The sequence below is a fragment of the Bacillus sp. AR13-1 genome, assembly GCF_008042285.1.
GTDB classification, from domain to species: domain Bacteria; phylum Bacillota; class Bacilli; order Bacillales; family Bacillaceae_G; genus Bacillus_A; species Bacillus_A mycoides.
This window is the reverse complement of the sequence record NZ_QNUA01000004.1, coordinates 70,231-91,784: the sequence shown is the minus strand read 5'-3', so window position 1 is coordinate 91,784 and position 21,554 is coordinate 70,231. Positions and strand designations below refer to the sequence as shown.

2 protein-coding genes are annotated in these 21,554 nt (G+C 40.7%); both read right to left on the bottom strand.

All coding sequences use genetic code 11. The features are described from left to right. Positions 1-177 precede the first annotated feature (177 nt). Entirely contained in the window at positions 178-15,087 is a 14,910-nt protein-coding gene (locus DN408_RS01715) for a non-ribosomal peptide synthetase (protein ID WP_078178491.1), read from the bottom strand. Next, positions 15,084-21,554 (bottom strand): non-ribosomal peptide synthetase, encoded by a 6,471-nt coding sequence (locus DN408_RS01710; protein WP_147739942.1) that lies wholly within the window; start codon positions 21,552-21,554, stop codon positions 15,084-15,086. The genes DN408_RS01715 and DN408_RS01710 overlap by 4 nt, the downstream gene beginning before the upstream one ends.

The following is a 21,554-nucleotide window of genomic DNA, read 5'->3' as shown; positions in this document are numbered from 1 at the left end:
TTTCTATGTCCCTATCAAGCAAGCCCCTTAAAAAGTAATGCTCTTGATATATATATACATAATCTCCTACACTTGATGTGCAGTTATTGGACTGCTCTCTTTATTTACACTACTACTCACAAATAACAACTTTAATAATAACAATGTTTGTTTATAAAGTTGCCTCTTTTGTGCTCTCTACTTTTCCGTTAGCGAAAGGGATGTCTCTTTTATTCCTTCTAATTCATTTAGTAGATACTTAGCTAACTTTTCAACTGCGGGGGAAGCTACTATTTCTTCGTGTGATCCAGGGACCGAATACATATTCACTCTTCCTTTTAATAAAGGCTTCCAATCCGTAAACAATTCTTTACCTTCCTCAGCACTAAAGTAAATAACTTCCCCAAAATATGGTGTTAAATCATGCTCTGCCATTAAGTTCAGACATTTCCTGTGAGCATTGATAATTTGCTTCAAATTCGTAAGATTTGCATCAGGCGGGAGCACTCCTTCCACAATTAATTGTTCAACAAGCATGTCCTGTTGATGAACAAGCTCTTCTTCCTGGTCCACTAGCTCTATATGGATGAAATGCTCCAATATATAAGATAGCATTTCATCCTCTGTCTTGTAATCCCGTTCTGAAGGCACCTTGGTATCCAATAGTACCAACACCTCAACTTCTTCTCCCTGGTTCCGTAGCATAGTTGCGATTTCATAGGCGATTGCACCGCCCAGAGACCATCCTCCCAGACGATACGGCCCCTCTGGCTGAGCCCGCTTCATTTCCTCGATGTAGAGTTGCACTACTTCCGATAAAATCAACCCGTTCATTCCTTCTTTCTCTACGAGAGGATTCTGTAGACCATAAAATGAGCAGTGATCCTTGAGTAACCTTGCTAGCTGAATGTAACAGAGTACATTACCCATAAATGGGTGAACACAGAAGAAAGGTCTTTTCTCTGATTCTTGTAATGGAACCAGAACCGATAATGATTCTTCCATACGATGATTCTCACGGATGAGACAAGCGATTCCTTCCACTGTCGGATTCTTAATTAGTGCGGGCACCTTAATCTCTTTTCCAAATTTCTCTCTGACCTTTGAAATCAATTTGATTACAAGGAGAGAGTGACCTCCTATATTGAAGAAATCATCGTTTACATGGATATCTTCTAACTGTAGCAAATCCTGCCAGATTGTAATCAGCTGATACTCGATTTCATCCCGTGGGATGATTGGTGTAGAAAAGGTACTTTCTCTTTGAATCGTTAAGCTGTTCAGTGCCTTTCGATCAACCTTCCCATTTGTTGTAAGCGGAATCGCATCCACCTCAATAAAGTGTGCAGGAATCATATAATTCGGTACTTGCCTCTTGAGATGCTCACGCCATTCATGCATACTTCCTTCACCCACCACATAGGCAACCATTCTCCGATCTCCTGGTTGGTCCTCTCTTATCAAGACTATAGCCTCTTTCACCGATGGATGACTTTCTAAATTCGCTTCAATCTCTCCAAGCTCAATCCGGAATCCTCGAATTTTCACTTGATTATCGATTCTTCCCAGATAATCCAAATGGCCATCAGCTAAATAGCGGACTAGATCTCCCGTCCGGTATAACCGTTCCCTTTCATTAAATGGATGAGGAATAAAACGTTCTAACGTTAACTCTGGACGATTCAAGTATCCTCTCGCTAGGCCTGCTCCACCGATATAAAGTTCACCCGTTACACCAACTGGAACAGGTAACAACTTCTCATCCAATACATAGGCTTGAACATTTGGCAACGGACGCCCAATGGTTACTCTCTTACTATCTTTTTTGATACGATAGCATGTCGCATCAACCGTACATTCCGTAGGACCATATACATTATAAAAATGGATATGGTCATTCTCTACTAGTTGTTCCCACAGTGATGGCATAATCGCTTCTCCACCGACCAGTACCTTGCTTGGAACATGAACACTATCGTTTTTTTCTAACAACCCCTCATCTATGAGTAATTGGAGTAGTGAAGGTGTTATATCAAACATTTCCAACTTATTCTCCCGAATATAAGATACAAACTTTTGAGGATCACTGCGAACTTCTGTTGAAATAATATATAAACTAGAACCATACAAAAGCATTTGTAATTGTTTAACGGATGAATCAAAGGCGATTGAGGCATTTAGACCAACGCGCATGTTATCATGTGCCCGATGTGAAAAAACCTCTTTCTGTAAACCATAGGATAGATTTAATACCGAATGATGCTGCACCATAACCCCTTTTGGATTCCCGGTCGAACCTGAAGTGTAGATAACATACGCCAAGTTTTCTCCTGTTACTTTACATATTGGTGAAAGGGTGTTTTCTTGCGAAATCATTGCTTGATCTCGGTCCAAACAAACTGTTTCAACTTCTTCAGGTATCCAACCTTGTGATACTTTGTTCGTAACCAATATTTGAATTCCTGTGTCCTCCAGAATATATCGTAGGTGACTTTCTGGATACGATGGATCCAGCGGAACATAGGCTGATCCAGCTTTCAAGATTCCCATGAGACCGACAATCATCTCAACTGAACGTTGGAAACAAAGCCCGACCAATGACTCCGTCCCAATCCCACATTTCTGAAGATAATGGGCCAATTGGTTTGCTTTCTCATTCAGCTCTCGATACGTCAACTGCTGATTTTCATCTACCACTGCCACCGCATCAGGTGTACGATCCACTTGATCTTCAAACAGTTTGTGGATCACACTCTCACGTGGATACGCTGCTGCATTATCATTCCATTCTTCCAGTAGTTGTTTCTGTTCTATTTCCGTAACATACACCAGCTCCGACAGAGTTTGATCAACGTTCTCGATCATTTGCTTAAACACCTGGCTTAAATGCCCCAGCATCCGTTCAATAGTGAGACCATTAAACTTGCTACGATCATACTTCAACTTTAACAACAACTGGCTTTCTGGGACAACTGTCAATCCTAATGGATAATGAGTTTGCTCTACTCCTTCCAACTCACCAATTTCTAGATTTCCTGAGGACTCCTCTTTCACTGGGTAGTTTTCAAACACATACAAGCTATGGAACAGTGGGGTTCCTCTAGGAACTTCACTCCATCCTTGAATCTCTGTCAAAGAAGCATATTCATATTGTCTTCTTTCTATCTCTTCCTCTTGTATCTTCTGCAACCAATCCATTATTTTTATATTATCTATCAACTGAATTCGCGTCGGTGATGTGGCAATAAAAGGACCTACAATGTTTTCAACATCAATAATCTCAGTAGGGCGTCCTGAGCTAGTTACACCATAGACAATGTCATCTTCTCCACTATACCGGCCCATGAGATACGCCCACGCACCTTGAATTACCGTATTCAAAGTGAGCCTATTGCGCTTCGCCCAGTTTTGTAACGCTTGGGTTTGCTCTTCTGATAAATAAGTTACCTTCTCTGTGTAACCTTTTTCTTGCTCTTTACTTTCTAAACCCAGCAGAGTTGGAGCTGTAAAACCTTTAAGTTTCTCTCTCCAGAATTGCTCCGCCTGATCCTGATTCTGCTCTCTTAGCCATTGAATATATTTCTTGTATGGCGATGACTTAGGTAAATGCACGGCTTCTCCATTCATTCTCTTCTGGTACACTGTAAGCAATTCGTTAAAGACCAGTGGTAGGCTCCATCCATCCAACAGAATATGGTGATGTGTCCAAACAATCCGATATTCTTCCTCACCTTCTTGAATGACAGTCACCCGCATCAATGGCGCTTCATCAAAAAGAAAGGCTTGTTTTCGATCCAATGCCAAAAAGGCTTTTCTTTTCTCCTCTTTTTCTTCAGCAGTCAGCGTACGCCAATCTTCTACATTCACCTTAAATGGAACACTCTCATACACCACTTGTAAAGGCTCTTCAACTTCATCCCAAAGGAAAGATGAGCGGAAAATTTCATGCTGCTGAATTACCGATTTCCACGCCTGTTCGAAAGTTACAATATCCAATTCTCCTCTAATCATGAAACTTAATTGCACTATATACGGCGCTACATGTTCATCCCCTTGGTCATGCAATGTATGGAAAATCATACCTTCTTGCAAAGGCGATAGTGGATATAAATCGGTAATCTGATAATTATTTCCACAATTCATCTTGGATAATACTTTTGTCAAACTGGCTTGGTCAAGATTAGCCATCACAAAATCTGAAACGGTCAGTGCAGATTCTCCATCCGCAGATTGAATCAATTTACTTAGTTGATGGAGCATATTCTCTGCAATACTTTTTATCGTTGATTTCGCGAATTGTCCTACATTGTATACCCAAGTGAACTGAAGTTTCCCATCCGTTACAATTCCAATTACATCGATTAAATGCAAGCGCTTGGAACCAGAAGCATGATCTAAGCGCTTAAATCCGTTCTCCGGAATAAGCATTGCATCGTCAGAAAACATTTGGTCAAATTGTCCAAGATAGTTAAAACTAATAGACGGTGTATGTTGAGACCCCCATTTCTCACACATTGTTGTGTTCAGATACCGCAAAATTCCATGGTCAACACCCTTATTAGGAATTTTACGCACTTGTTCTTTAACTAATTTTAATGCTGCAATTGGCGTGTCGGCACCGGTAATATTTAAGTGAACAGGATAAATACTTGTAAACCACCCCACAGTTCTAGATAGGTCAACGTCTTCGATAATCTCTTCCCGACCATGCCCCTCCAAATCCACGGTCAGCGCCGGATGACCTGTCCATGCTGCCGTAGCCTGTACCAATGCTGTCAATAGTACCTCATTGATTTGAACACGATGAGTGCTTGAAATTTCTTTCAATAACGTACGGGTCTCTTTCTCATCCAGCACCACGGTAATCTCCTCGGTTCCTGTGTTTGCTGGAACTTCGAGGGTGGTATCCACTGGTAGCATAGCCACTTCTTGTTCGGATTGCTGCTCCCAATAATCACGCACTTCTTGCACAATCCCAGCTTCAGCGTAATGATGCAATTTCTCCGACCACGCTTTAAAGGATGTACTCTTTGTAGGTAATTGGATCATCTGATCCTGGCTCGCTTGATTATACGCCGTTTGCAGATCCTCTAGTAAAATCCGCCAAGAAACACCATCCACTGCTAAGTGATGAATCACCCAGAATAATCGGCCGGCTCTTTTCTCACCTTCATCAAAATACACCATTCTCATTAGCGGCCCTGCGTGTAAGTGCAAGCTTGCTTGTGCAGTGTCAATCTCCGTTTGAATCACTTGATGCCATTCTGCTTGCGGCACTTCTTCTAATGAAATAACGGTCAGCGTCGATTGTTCTTCGATTCCTTCGTTCCGCTGTTTCCAAGCTCCATTCGGTAACCGTTCATATCTTAAACGCAAGGCATCATGATGGATTAGAAGGGTACGCACAGCTTTCTCCAGTAATACTATATCCAGTCGCTCTTTTGTTCTAAAAAACATGGATTGATTCCAATGGTGTGGGTTTGGATGATCTTGTGCAAAAAACCATTGCTGGATTGGTGTAAGGATCAGTTCTCCAGTTACAACTCCCTGCTCTGCTTGTACACCCCGTTCTTCATTGACTACTTGCGCCAACTCAGCAATCGTTTGGTGTTCAAACATTTGCTTTGGCGACAATTGCAAACCTGCTTGCTTCGCACGAGAGACAATCTGAATGCTGAGAATCGAGTCTCCACCAATTTCAAAGAAGTTATCATGGATTCCCACCTTTTTAATCCCTAATACTTGCTTCCAAATGGTGGCCAGTGTTTCTTCGTTACCATTCCGCGTGGCAACACATTCACTTTCGATTTTCCTCTCCTCTGGTACAGGTAAGGCCTTACGATCAACTTTTCCGTTAGCAGTTAGTGGAATGGCTTCCATCATCACAAATCCTGAAGGAACCATATGGCTTGGTAGTTCCGCCTTGAGATAATCTCTCCACTCGCCTACATTCCCATCACCCACGACATATGCCACCAACCGTTTATCACCCGGCTGATCTTCTCGGACAATTACAACAGCCTCTTTTATGGAGACATGTGCGTTTAAAGCAGATTCAATTTCTCCGAGCTCAATTCGGAAACCACGGATTTTCACCTGGTGATCAATCCGCCCAAGATAATCCAGATTTCCATCAGGTAAGTATCTCGCTAAGTCTCCTGTCCGATATAATCGCGCTCCTGGGTCACTACTGAATGGATGAGGAATGAAACGCTCTGCAGTCAATTCGGGTCTGTTTAAATATCCACGTGCAAGTCCTGCTCCACCAATATATAGTTCGCCAGCTACGCCAATAGGCACAGGTTGTTGACAAGCGTCTAGTACATACACTTCTAAATCTGGAATCTGTTTTCCTATATTACTTCTTGAAGCATACTGCACATCATCTTGAGTAATTGGATAATACGTAACATGAACGGTAGTTTCTGTAATTCCATACATATTAATTAACTGTGGTTTCTGCCCTCCATACCTTTGAAACCATGGTACCAAGCTGGTAGGATCGAGTGCTTCCCCACCAAATATGACATAGCGCAGATGCAAGTCTTTCTTCTCATCTTCTTGTTCACACACTTGTATCAATTGTCGAAATGCGGATGGTGTCTGATTAAGAACCGTAACCTTTTCCTTTACTAACAGTTGATAGAAATCCTTGGGCGATCGACTAATCCAGTAAGGAACAACAATCAATCTTCCGCCATGGAGTAATGCCCCCCAAATCTCCCATACCGAGAAGTCAAACGCATAAGAATGGAAAAGCGTCCAAGTATCTTTTTCATCAAACTGATACCAACATTCCGTCGATTTAAATAAACGAATCACATTGTGATGCTCTACCATAACTCCCTTCGGATTCCCTGTTGATCCCGAAGTATAGATTACATACGCCAAGTTTTCTCCTGTCACTTCACATATTGGTGAAAGGGTGCCTTCTCGCGAAATCATCGCTTTATCCCGATCCAAACAAACTGTTTTGATTTCTTCAGTTATCCAACCTTCTAATGCTTCGTTCGTGACCAATACTTGAATCCCTGTGTCCTCCAGAATATATCGTAGGCGACTTTCTGGATACGATGGATCCAATGGAACATAGGCTGCCCCAGCTTTCAAGATCCCCATGAGACCGACAATCATCTCAACTGAACGCTGGAAGCAGAGACCAACCAATGACTCGCTCCCAATCCCACATTTCTGGAGATAATGTGCCAATTGGTTTGCTTTTTCATTCAGCTCTCGATAGGTTAACTGCTGGTTTTCATCTACCACTGCCACCGCGTCAGGTGTACGATTTACTTGCTCTTCATAAAGCTGATGAATCCCAAATTCCTGTGGATATGCTACAGCATTATTATTCCACTCTTCTAACTGTTTTTGCTGTAATCCTGACAGTATCGGCAACTTAGCTAATGATTTATCAGGATGTTCCACGATTAAATTCAACCAGTTTCCAAAATTTTCAGCTATGGATTCAATAGTTAAACTGTCAAATAAATCAGTCCTATAAACAAAAGTAAGCAATAAGCCCTCTTCCACTTCTGCGGCAGTTAAACTTAAATCAAATTTGGCGATTGAAGCGTGGCTGTCCATTACTTCTATACTTCGTCCATGTAGCTGTGGTAGCTCTTGTCCCGTATTTTGCAAAGTAAACATGGTTTGGAAAATCGGAGAATGACTTGTACTTCGTTCAGGTTGGATAACCTCCACAATTTTCTCAAACGGAACATCTTGGTACTCATATGCCTTCAATGCTTTTATCCGCACTTGAGACAACAACTCTTTAAATGCCGGTGCGCCACTTAAATCAGCCCGATAGACTAACGTATTGACAAAGAAACCAATCAATCCTTCAATCTCTCGATAATTTCGATTCGCAATTGGGCTTCCAACAAGAATCTCTGATTGTCCTGTATAACGGGCAAGGAAACTTTGATAAGATGCCAATAAGGTCATGAAAAGCGTTGCCCCTTCTTGACGACTAAGTTCGTTTAATTTATCCAGTAATGAGCGTGACAACAACACATTATGAGTTAATCCATGGTGGGTTTGTACCGGAGGACGGGGACGATCCATCGGCAACATTAAGACTGGTAACTCACCAGACAGTTCTTCCTTCCAATATGCAAGCTGTTGATTTAGTACTTCCTCTTTTAACCAATCCCTTTGCCATTGAGCAAAATCGGCATATTGAACTGGTAATGGTGCGAGCTCTGCTGGTTTTTCACCAATCGCCTCCTCATAAAATACCATCCATTCTTGGAGCAAGATTTCCATCGACCATCCATCCGAGATAATATGATGCATATTACACAGAAGAACCCATTCTTCTTCTGAAATTTTCACGATTTGTCCACGGAACAATGGCCCTTGCTCTAAGTCAAATGGGGATTCGACTTCAGTTTGAATCCATTGCTCCACTTCTCTTTCTCTCTCTTCTGGAGAAATCTTAGTTAAATCAATTTGTGGAAGGGAACGGAAAGTATACGGTTGAATCTTCTGCACAGGATGACCGTCCACTTCATGAAATACTGTCCGCAATGATTCATGACGCTCTATCAACTGATTCCATCCCAACTCCAATGCTTCTAGTAACCAATTTCCTGTAAGACGGCATACCATCGGCATATTATAAAGTGCACTATTAGGTGTAAATTGATCGATAAACCATAAGCGCTGTTGAGCATAAGAAAGTGGAATGGCATTTCCTCGTTCCATCGGCATCAATGGTGGAGTTTCTCGTTTTTTGCCTCCCTTACGTAACTGATCTAATCGCTTCGCCAGTGCCTCCACCGTTGAATACTCGAACAGTTCACGCACCAGTAGTTTTATTTGAAAGACTTCTTGTAAACGTGAAACCACTTGAGTAGCAAGTAGAGAATGACCACCAAGTTCAAAGAAAGAATCCTGAACACCTATATTTTCTATTCCTAGCACTTGACTCCACACTGAAGCGATAAGTTCTTCTAGCGGAGTTCGTGCGTGAACGGTATTTTCAGTAGATAATTTGCTAGGTATTGGCAATGCCTTTAAATCAAGTTTTCCATTCGGTGTAAGTGGTAAAAATTCCATCTCAATAAAGTTTGTTGGGACCATATAATTTGGTAAATGTGTTTGTAGATGCTCTCGCCATTCTTGGACACTTCCTTCACCAACTACATAAGCTACTAATCTCTTGTCGCCTGGATCATCCTCTCGTACCAATACAACCGCTTCTTTCACAGAAGAATGTGCCTGCAAAACTGCTTCTATTTCTCCCAATTCAATCCGGAAACCACGAATTTTCACTTGGTCATCTATACGACCATGGAACTGGAGAGCACCATCAGAAAGATAACTTGCTTTGTCTCCGGTGTAATAGAGACGCTCTCCTGACTTGAATGGATGCGAAATAAATTTTTCCTTTGTAAGGTCCGGACGATTAGCATATCCACGAGCAAGACTCTTCCCTCCAATATAGAGATCTCCAATCACACCACTTGGTACTAGCTGAAGATGAGAATCTAACACATAAACTTCTGTATTCGCAATCGGTCGACCAATCGATGGCGTACCTGTTGTCACTCCTACAGGTACATAACAATCCGTGGTAACAACGGTATTTTCCGATGGACCATACTGATTGATTACCGCAAAAGGAATATCGTTAGATGGATACTGCGTTAATTGATCCCCGCCGGTAATGATAAAACGAAGATCCGTTTTACCTGGCCAAGATAATTTCAAGAGTCTTTCCAGAATAGGCGTAGGTGCAAAACTAGCTGTTATTCGCGAATCAATGAGCCAGTCTCTTAGTGCTTCTGGATTAATTCTCAGTTCTTCCGTTGACAAGTAGAGTGCTGCACCAGCAGTTAGATACGGCCAAATCTCCTGGACAGCCGAATCAAAAGCAATCCCTGCAATCTGAGTCGCACGATCCTCTGCTGTAATACGATAAACTTCTTGATGCCAAGAAACCATATTCATTAATGAGCGATATTCAATCATGACACCCTTTGGCTTTCCTGTAGAACCAGAGGTATAGACAATGTAAGCTAAGTTCTCTGGATTTATCTGCCGTGTAGGTGCGATTACGCTTTCCACTGTTAACTCTTCTAACCTCACCATTTCGACCTGTTCGAAAAGGCCTTCTTGTCCTTCCGCCGTCACTACAAATTGAATTCCTGCATCTTCAATCATGTATTCTAACCTTGATTTTGGATACAACGGATCTAAAACGACATAAGCTCCACCAGCTTTTAATATACCTAGTAAACTTACCATGAGCTCAGCCGACCTCGGAAGATAAACTCCCACGACTGACTCTGGAGCAACTCCTTTTCGCTGTAAAACATTTGCCAACTGATTTGCTTGTGCATCCAGTTCACCGTAAGTCCAATCTTTTGTTTGATCAACTACCGCAATCGCTTCAGGACGCTTTGCTACTTGTTCCTCAAATCTGTCGCAAATAAGACCCTGTGGGGGCATTTCCATTACAGTGTCATTCCATGTTTCTAATAACAAAGTACGCTCAGGTTCCGATAGCATGCTCAGACTATGCAACGGATTTTGCGGGTAATGGGAAACTTCGTGTAGCCATTTCTCAAAGTGCCCTGCCATCCGTTCAATAGTTGTGGCATTGAATAAATCCTTATTGTATTCAAAAGTAAAAAGTAATCCCTCTTCCGTCTCAGCTACCATTACGCTTAAATCAAACTTTGCGATTGGACTATGGCTTTCTATCATTTCAATACTTCTACCAGATAACACCGGGAACTCTTGTTTCATATTTTGCAAGATGAACATAGTCTGGAAGATTGGCGAATGACTTGTACTCCGCTCTGGTTGTACAACTTCCACAATTTTTTCAAAAGGGATATCTTGATACTCGTACGCCTTCAATGCTTTTTGACGAACCTGAGACAGAACATCCTGAAATGTCGGTCTACCACTTAGATTAGCCCGATATACCAAGGTGTTGACGAAGAAACCAATAAGTCCTTCAATTTCTCTATAATTTCGATTAGCAATTGGACTTCCGACCAGAATATCTTCTTGTCCCGTATAGCGGGATAGAAAACTTTGATATGCAGCTAACAGGGTCATGAAGAGTGTAGCCCCTTCTTGACGACTAAATTCATTTAATTTGTCATGTAGCGTGCTTGGCAGAACCAGGGTGTATGTCGACCCGTGATGAGTTTGTATTGCGGGACGCGGGCGATCCATAGGAAGTTGGAGTACAGGAAGCTCCCCAGACAATTCTTCCCTCCAATATTGGAGTTGTTGATCAAGCACTTCCGCCTTCAGCCATCCTTTTTGCCACTGAGCGAAGTCGGCATATTGAACCGGTAATGGTTCAAGTTCTGCTATCTTTCCATCCGTAGCTTTCTCATAGAATGCCATCCATTCTTCAAGTAGGACTCCCATTGACCATCCATCTGAAATGATATGATGTAAAGTACAAAGGAGAATCCATTCTTCCTCTCCCACTTGCAAAATACTTGTCCTGATTAGTGGGCCCTCTGTTAAATCAAATGGCACTTCTGTTTCTTGTTGAATCAAACGTTTAACTTCTTCTTCTCGGTCTTCTGGAGAAAGCATAGTTAAATCCGTTTTCGGAATTGATCGAAAAGCATACGGTTCAATTTGCTGCACGGGCTGACCGTTCACTTCATGAAAGACAGTCCGCAATGATTCATGACGCTCTATGAGCTGATTCCATCCCTTTTCCAATGCCTCAGGTAGCCAACTCCCTGTAAGGCGGCATACCATTGGCATATTGTAAAGGGCGCTATTAGGTGTAAATTGATCGATAAACCATAAGCGCTGTTGGGCATAAGAGAGCGGAATAGTTTCCCCTCTTTCCATCGGCATTAGTGGCGGAATCTCTCGTTTTCTATCTCCTTTACGTAACTGATCTAATCGCTTTGCCAGTGACTCCACCGTTGCATACTCAAATAGTTCACGTACCGGTAATTCGATTTGAAAGATTTTTTGTAAGCGTGAAACTACTTGAGTAGCTAGCAGCGAGTGACCACCAATCTCAAAAAAAGAATCCTGAACACTTATATTTTTTATACCTAACACTTGGCCCCATACGGAAACAATGAGCTCCTCTACTGGTGTTCGTGATGAAGTAGTAATATCTTCACTTATGAACTGTGCCTCCAATTCCAATAAAGCTTTCCGATTCACCTTACCATTTGGAGTGAGTGGCATCCCTTCAACTTGGAAGAAGTATGCCGGAACCATATAATGTGGCAATTGCTTCTTAAGATATTCACGCCACTCTCCAGTATCCCCTTCACCCACTACATAGGCTACTAACTGCTTATCTCCTGGTCGATCTTCCTTCACCAACACGACAGCCTCTTTTACAGATGAGTGATCATGTAAAGCTGCTTCGATTTCTCCCAGTTCAATTCGGAATCCTCTGATTTTGACTTGGTTATCTATTCTTCCAATATACTCCAAGTTACGATCATTCATATATCTCACCAGGTCACCCGTTCGATATAATCGTTCCCCTTCCTTAAAGGGATGCGGAATAAAACGCTCAGTAGTTAACTCTGGTCGATTGAAGTAGCCACGTGCCAATCCTACTCCTCCAAGGTAAAGTTCCCCCGCCACACCAATCGGTACCACCTGTTGATGTTGATCTAACACATACAACTCTGTATTATCAATTGGACGACCAATTGGAATAAGCATAGGTTCTTTTTCTAAATCGCAATTATAATAAGTCACATCCACAGTCGCTTCGGTAGGACCATACAAGTTAATTAACTTTGTTTGCTGAACATCGTAAAATACCCCCTTAAAGCGGCGAACCTGTTCAGTATTTAATGCTTCTCCACTAGTAAAAACCTGATTTAAAGACGCTACATCCCTTTTCGAATTATATTGTTCCATATAATCCAAGAAAGTAGATAACATCGACGGAACAAAGTGAATGGTGTTCACACGATATCGTTCGATATACTCCTCAATCACCGCAGGATCTTTCTCTCCTCCTGGTGGAAGCAAACAAACACGTGCTCCTACAAATGACCACCAAAATAATTCCCAGACAGAAACATCAAACGAAAACGGTGTCTTTTGTAGAATTGTATCCTCCTCAGATAATGGATATTTTTTCTGCATCCACTGTAGGCGGTTGATAACCGAATGGTGTTCAATCATTACTCCCTTCGGATTTCCCGTCGAACCCGAAGTGTATATGATATAGGCTAAGTTATTTGCAGTTACTCCACTTACCGGAGCCAAATTACTCTCTTTAGAAATCATTACTTGATCCCGGTCTAAACAAATTGCTTGAATATCTTTAGGTAACCAGTCCTGTAGTGCCTCGTTTGTTAACAGCACTTGAATTTGTGAATTCTCTAAAATGTATCTCAGGCGGTTTTCTGGATAACTTGGGTCCAGTGGGACATAAGCCCCTCCTGCTTTCAAAATCCCAAAGAGACCAATAATCATATCAGGAGAGCGTTCAACACATATACCAACCAATGATTCAGGTCCTATACCTCGTTTTTGTAGATAATGTGCCAATTGGTTCGATTTTTCATTGAGTTCTTGATACGTTAACTTTCCACCCTCATAAACTACCGCCACTGCATCAGGTGTACGTGCCACTTGCTGCTCAAATAGCTCATGAATCATACACTCATGACCATAAACTATGTCAGTATCATTCCATTCTTCTAGGAGTTGTTTCTGCTCTGTGTCCGATAACATTGACAGCTTTGTATATGATTCATCTGGATGATACGCGATTTCATTTAACCAGTTCTCAAAATGGCCTGCCATACGTGCAACGGTACTACTATCAAATAAATCCGTGTTGTATTCAAATGAGACAAATAGACCTTCTTCCACTTCGTAGGCAGTTAAACTCAGATCAAATTTTACAATAGACATATTACTTTCTACCATTTCGATACTTCTACCAGACAAATCTAGTCGTTCTTGTTTTATATTCTGTAGTGTAAACATGGTCTGAAAGATAGGAGAATGACTCATACTTCGTTCAGGTTGCACAGCTTCTACCACTTTTTCAAATGGTATATCTTGATATTCGTAAGCTTTTAACGCCTTTTTCTTTGTTTGGTTCAAAATCTCCCGAAAAGTAGGGGTGCCACTCAAATCTGATCGGTAAACCAACGTATTAACAAAGAAACCGATTAATCCTTCTACTCCCTTATGATTCCGATTTGCAATCGGACTTCCGACTAGAATATCTTTTTGCCCCGTATAACGAGCAAGAAAGCTCTGGTATGCAGCCATTAAAGTCATAAATAAGGTAGATCCTTCTTGTCGACTTATATCCTTTAATTGATTGAGTAATCTATAAGGAAAAATCACGTGATGCGTATCCCCAGCGTAAGTTTGCGTAACCGGTCGAGGTCGGTCCACTGGCAGTTGTAATATAGGAAGCTCCCCAGACAATTCTTCCTCCCAATACGTAAGTTGACGATTTAACACATCACCTTGCAACCACTCCTTTTGCCACTTCGCAAAGTCTGCATATTGAATGGATAGTGAACTTAATTTAGCAGGATTCCCGCCCGTTTCTTCTTCATAGAAAGTAAGTAATTCATTCATAAGTATACCGATGGACCAAGCATCAGAAATAATATGATGCATCGTACATAGTAATAACCATTCATCCTTTCCTAATTGAACAAGCTGATTACGAATTAAAGGGCCATTCATTAAATCAAATGGTTCTTGCGCTTCTCTCGCAATTAAACTATCTACCTCTTTTTCTTTTACTTCTAGAGGAAGTTGCGAGTAATCCCTTACGGGTAATGCTCTAGGAAGGAATTCGACAATTTGTTGTACAGGTTGTTCTCCTACTTCTTTAAAAACGGTTCGTAATGATTCATGACGTTCAATGAGTCGATTGAATCCCTTTTCTAATGCTTCAGGAATCCAATTTCCTTTTAGATGCCATACAGTTGGAATATTATATAAAGAACTGTTTGGGTTAAATCTGTCCATAAACCACAAACGTTGTTGTGCATAAGACAACGGAAGTGCTTCTTTATTCTCCTTTTTTTGCATTTTCTTCTGAAGCCAAGCTCTTTTCTCAGGAGAAAGTGAACTCAGCTTTGCATGTAAATCACTTCTCATTTTTTTACCCCTTCCTCAACTAAATTACTCTCGAATATTCCTTGTGCTTCTTCCTCTGATAGCTCTTCTAATTGCTTAAGTAGTTCAAGTAATTCTTCATCATTACTCACTTCTGCTTCTTTTTGAATATAGTCTTGAAGACTTACATTCTCCTTACTATCATTCTGTATTTCTTGATTTTTGTTATAGAACAATTGATCAATCTGTTTTGCCAATTGTTGCACCGTATGAAACGTAAATAGATCATGCAATGGTAACTCGATTCCAAAAGCCTCTTTAAGATTGGAAACAGCTTGTGTAGCAAGTAATGAATGCCCACCTATTTCAAAAAACGAATCCTGCACTCCAATATTTTCTACTCCTAAAACTTGATGCCATATTGAAACGATTGTTTTTTCCGTAGGTGTACGGGGAGCAATATACCCCCTCACTATCTCCTGTCTCTCTGGTACTGGTAAGGCCTTCCTATCAATCTTTCCATTTGGAGTGAGTGGAAATGCATTCAATCCGACAAAATAGGCTGGAATCATGTAATTTGGTAGCTGGTCCTTGAGATAATCACGCCACTTATGAGCATCCCCATCTCCCACAACATAGGCAATCAAACGTGGATCACCAAGATAATCTTCCCGCACCATCACAAGAACTTCGTTAACTAATGTATGCTTTTGCAATGTCGCTTCAATTTCTCCTAGTTCAATCCGGAACCCACGAATTTTTACCTGATGATCGATTCGGCCAAGATACTCCAAATTTCCATCTGGCAGATACCTTACTAGGTCTCCAGTCCGGTATACTCGCTCTCCTTCTTTAAACGGATGCGGTATAAAACAATCTTGCGTTAAGTCAGGACGGTTTAAGTATCCACGTGCTAATCCTGATCCACCAATGTAAAGCTCACCAACTACACCAATTGGAACCATTTTTTGTTCAGCACTCAGTACATATACTTCTGCATTGAAGACTGGTTTACCAATTGGTGGTACCCTATACATGACACCCTTTTCTAATTCCATATATGTGGAATACGTAGTATCTTCGGACGGTCCATATAGGTTGTACACCTTCTCAACCGTACTTCTCTCGTATAAATCTTGAACGAGTGAATATGGTAATGGTTCTCCAGCCAAATTCATCACCTTTACCGAAGAAGGAATTGTTTTTGCGCGAACCAGTTCCTTCGCTGCCGATGGCACAGTATTGACCAAAGTCACACCCTTGGTAGACAACTTGTCTAGATGTAGAGCATTTTCAGCGACAATCACCTTACCACCCATCGTTAAGGGAACAAACACTTCAAAAACGGATAGATCAAAGGATAGCGAAGTTGAAGCTAATACTCCCGCTAATTCCTTTTGGGAATATGTGTGATGCGCCCAATGAATCATTGTTACTGTATTCCTGTGCTCAATCATTACCCCCTTTGGATTTCCAGTGGAACCTGAAGTATAGATAATATAGGCTAAATTATCGCCCGTCACTTCACTGGTACACACTGTAGTTACTTCTTGTTCTATTTCTTCTCGATCACGATCAATACAAATCACGGCAACGGATTTAGTTATAACCATTTTTTGTTGTAACTTTTCCTGTGTCACCAGTACCTTTATTTGAGCATCCTCTAAAATGTATTGCAGTCGACTTTCCGGATACGCTGGATCAATTGGGACATATGCTCCTCCTGCCTTCATAATTCCTAAGAGGCCGACAATCATCTCGGATGAACGTGTAACGCAAATCCCAACCAATGATTCGCATGCAACACCATTTTTCTGTAAATAATGTGCCAGCTGATTCGAGCGTTCGTCCAACTCTCGATATGTTAGTTCTTCATCTTCGCACACTACTGCAATTGCTTCTGGTGTTTTTTTCACTTGTTCTTCAAACAATGTATGAATCGTGCTTTCTTGTATATCTACAACACCTGATTCATTCCATTCCTCTAGTAATTGCTTATATTCTGCTTTCGATAACATATTCAGTTCAGATAATAAATATTTTGGATGAGAGACAATTTGATTTAACCAATGTTCAAAATGACTTGCCATGCGTTCAATGGTTGTATCATTAAACAAATCAGTATTGTATTCAAAGGTTAGCGATAATCCTTCTTCCGTCTCAGAAGCAAATAAACTCAAATCAAATTTCGCAACAGAAGCATGACTTTCCATGAGTTCCATGTTTCTTTCAGATAGCTGAGGAAACGCTTGTTTCGTATTCTGTAAAGTAAACATGGTTTGAAATATCGGTGAATGACTTGTATTCCGTTCCGGTTTTACAGATTCCACCACTTTCTCAAATGGAATGTCCTGATACTCGTAGGCTTTTAGTGCTTTTTTTCGTACCTGCGACAAAAGTTCTTGGAACGTCGGATTTTCACTGAAATCTGCTCGATAAACCAACGTATTTGCAAAGAAACCTATTAATCCCTCAATCTCTTTAACATTTCGATTTGCAATTGGGCTTCCAACCAAGATGTCGTCTTGTCCTGTATAACGAGAAAGGAAGCTTTGATACGCTGCCATCAATGTCATAAATAAAGTGCATCCTTCTTGCAGACTTAAATCTTTGAGCTTTTCCTGTAGGGAATTCGCCACCGTTAAGGACTGACTTGCACCACGGTGGGTTTGAACCGCAGGTCGCGGACGATCCATCGGTAATTGTAAAACCGGTAGCTCCCCAGATAATTCTTCCTTCCAATATTGAAGGTGCTGATCCAAATTCTCTTCTTTTTGCCATTCCTTCTGCCACATGACAAAGTCTGCATATTGGATAGATAACTCCTTCAATTCGACCGGTTTTCCGCTTAGTTCTCCTTCATAAAAAGCCATCCATTCTTCAAGTAAGATTCCCATTGACCATCCATCTGAAATAATATGATGCATCGTACAAAGGAGAACCCATTCTTCTCTGTCCACTTTCAATATTCGTGCTCGAATTAGAGGACCTTGTCCAAAATGAAATGGTTCCTCCGCTTCGTTTTGAATGAGCCGTTTCATTTCTCTTTCCCTATCTTCTAAAGAGAGATCTGTTAGATCCGTTTGAGAGATATGTCTGAATACATGAGATTGAACCTGTTGAAAAGGTTCACCCTCTTGTTTTAGAATTATCGTTCGTAATGATTCATGACGCTCAAACAACTGATTCCATCCGGATTCCAATGCTTCAATTGACCATTTACCTGTTAAGCGACACGCTGCATGAATATTGTACATCGCACTATTTGGCATTAATTGTTCAATAAACCATAGACGTTTCTGCGCATAGGAAAGTGGAATAGATTCTTCTCGTGTCATAGGTACAAGGGGTGGAACCTCTCGTTTTTTATCTTCTTTGCGCAACTGATCTACTCGTTTCGCTAATGCTTCCACTGTATCGTGCTTGAAAAGTTCACGTAATGGGATTTTGATTTGGAACAATTCTTGCAATCGAGAGACGATTTGAGTAGCAAGTAGTGAGTGCCCACCACTTTCAAAGAAGGAATCCTGAATACCAATATTTTCTGTCCCTAACACTTGACCCCAAACCGAGGCAATAAGCTCTTCCGATGGCGTCCGAGGTAGAACATTTAAATCTCCAATAGCTTGCTCATCAGGTGCTGGCAAGGCCTTTCGGTCAATTTTCCCATTCGGAGTAAGCGGGAAGTGTTCTAACTCTACAAAGTGAGCTGGAATCATATGATTCGGTAATTGGTTTTGTAAATACTCTCTCCACTCTTGGGTATTTCCATCGCTTATTACATATGCAACCAATCGTTGATCACCTGGACGGTCTTCTCTAACTAATACGACAGCCTCTTTAATAAACGAACATTTTTCTAAAGTCGCTTCAATTTCTCCTAATTCAATCCTAAAACCGCGCATTTTTACTTGATGGTCCATTCTACCTATAAATTCTATATTTCCATCAGTTAGATATCTTACTGAATCTCCTGTTCGATATAGTCGTTCCCCCAATCGAAATGGATGCGAAACGAATTTTTCAGCAGTAAGATTCGGACGATTTAAGTATCCACGTGCTAAACCAGCACCACCAATATATAACTCACCCTCAATTCCTATTGATTGCAAGCGTTGATTTTGGTCTAATACATATAATTGCGTGTTCTGTATTGGCTGCCCAATAGAAACAAATTCTTGATTAGGCTGAATATCAAATGCATTTACATAAATAGTGGCTTCAGTTGGTCCATAAAAGTTGGTTAATTTCACTTGTCCACTATAATTCCATTTCTGTTGAAATCGTCTAACTAACCCTGAACTTAGTTCTTCTCCACCAGAAAATACATGGCGTACGGACGAACAATTCATGTTCAATTCAATATGATTGAAGTGATCTAAGAAAACAGATAACATCGAAGGTACAAATTGAACTATAGTAACCTGATGTTTTTTAATCACTTCAGCTATAATAGAAGGATCTTTTTCTCCACCTCGAGGTAGGAAAGATATACTTGCTCCAACGTGAATACCCCAAAATAACTCCCAAACAGATACATCAAATGAGAATGGGGTTTTCTGCAAGACCACATCCTTTTCAGAAAGTGGATATTTATGTTGCATCCATTCTAGGTAATTGATTACTGAATGATGCTCAATCATCACTCCCTTTGGATTACCTGTAGATCCTGAAGTATACATAACATACGCTAAACTTCTCCCTGTTACACCACTTATACATGGGATTGATTCTTCTTTTTTAATTGCAGTATAATCTTTATTCATACAAATCGTTTCAACACATTCAGATATATATAAATTTTTTGAATTTTCTTCCGTCACTAGTACTTCGATTCCAGCATCCTCTAATATATAACGAAGCCGACTCTCTGGATAAGTAGGATCAAGTGGAACATACGCCCCTCCTGATTTTAGAATACCTAATAACGCTATCATCATTTGTAATGAACGTTCCATATATACCCCGACTAGAGACTCTGAACCTACACCACGCTTTTGTAAATAATGTGCTAGCTGATTCGCACGCTCATCCAACTCTCTATAGGTAATTTGTTCATTTTCGTACATTGCTGCGATTGCTTCTGGATTTTTCTTGACTTGCTCCTCAAACACCGTATGAATCATGCCTTCAGCTGAATATTTTACTTGAGTATTATTCCATTCCTCTAGTAACTGTGTCTGCTCTTCCACTGTTAAATAAGTAATTTCAAAGAGTTTTGAATCTAAGCTCTTCGTCATCTGAATTAATATTTGCAATAAGTGACCCTGAATCCGATTTATTGTTTTTTCATTAAAATAGCTTCGATCATACATCAACTTTAAAGTAATTTTCTTACCGGGCATTACAATGAGTGTTAAAGGATAATTTGTTTGTTCCGCGCTTTTAACATCTAGTAATCTTAAATCATCATTTCTCTTACCTTGAATTGGATAATTTTCAAACACATACAAGGTATGAAATAAGGAACTATTCCGCGGAACCTCACTCCACCCTTGAATATCAACCAACGAATTATGCTCATATTGTCTTCGTTCCATTTCTTTCATCTGTATTTTACGAAGCCAATCTACTACTGATGTATCATCCGTTAATTGAATTCTCGTAGGTAATGTGTTAATAAATAGACCTACCATATTCTCTGCTCCTATCAAATCAGTAGGACGTCCAGAGCTAGTTATGCCAAATACGATGTCACTTTCACCGCTATACCTACTCATCAAATAGGCCCATGCGCCTTGTACTAACGTATTCAATGTTAATCGACTATTTCGTACCCACTCTTGTAAATTCTCAGTGAGTTCCTCAGATATCTGATAAACACACTCTCCATAGCCCTTCTCCTGTTCTTGATCCTTTCTTTCCATCGCTAATGGCGTAGGTGCATAAAACCCCTTTAATTCTTCTGTCCAAAATTCCTCTGCTTGACTTTGATCTTGTTTATTTATCCACTGGATATATTTTTTATAAGGAAGAGATTTAGGAAGATTCAACAATTCTCCCTTTATCATCTTGAGATAAACTTCCATCACTTCACTAAAGACCAATGACACACTCCACCCATCTAGCAAAATATGATGATGTGTCCAAATGATTCTCGTTTCCTCTTCTGCTTCTTTAATCGCAGTGACTCTCATCAACGGTGCTTCATCCAATAAAAATCCTTTTCTACGATCTGCAGTCAAAAACTGGTGTAATTTCTTCTCCCTCTCCTCATGCGAATGGGCACTCCAATCCTCTTGATGAATAGTAAAAGGAAGACGTTGGTAAACTGCTTGCAGAGGTTTTTCTACTTCCTCCCACACAAATACTGAGCGTAGAACTTCATGTCGATGAATAACATATTCCCAAGCCTTTTCAAAAGTAGCAACATCCAATTGCCCCCCGAGCAAGAAGCCTACTTGTACAATGTAGGAAAAAGAATGTTCATCATCTTGATCGTATAAAGTATGAAACAATATTCCTTTTTGCAAAGGTGATAATCCATATATATCTATAACGTCTCCCAT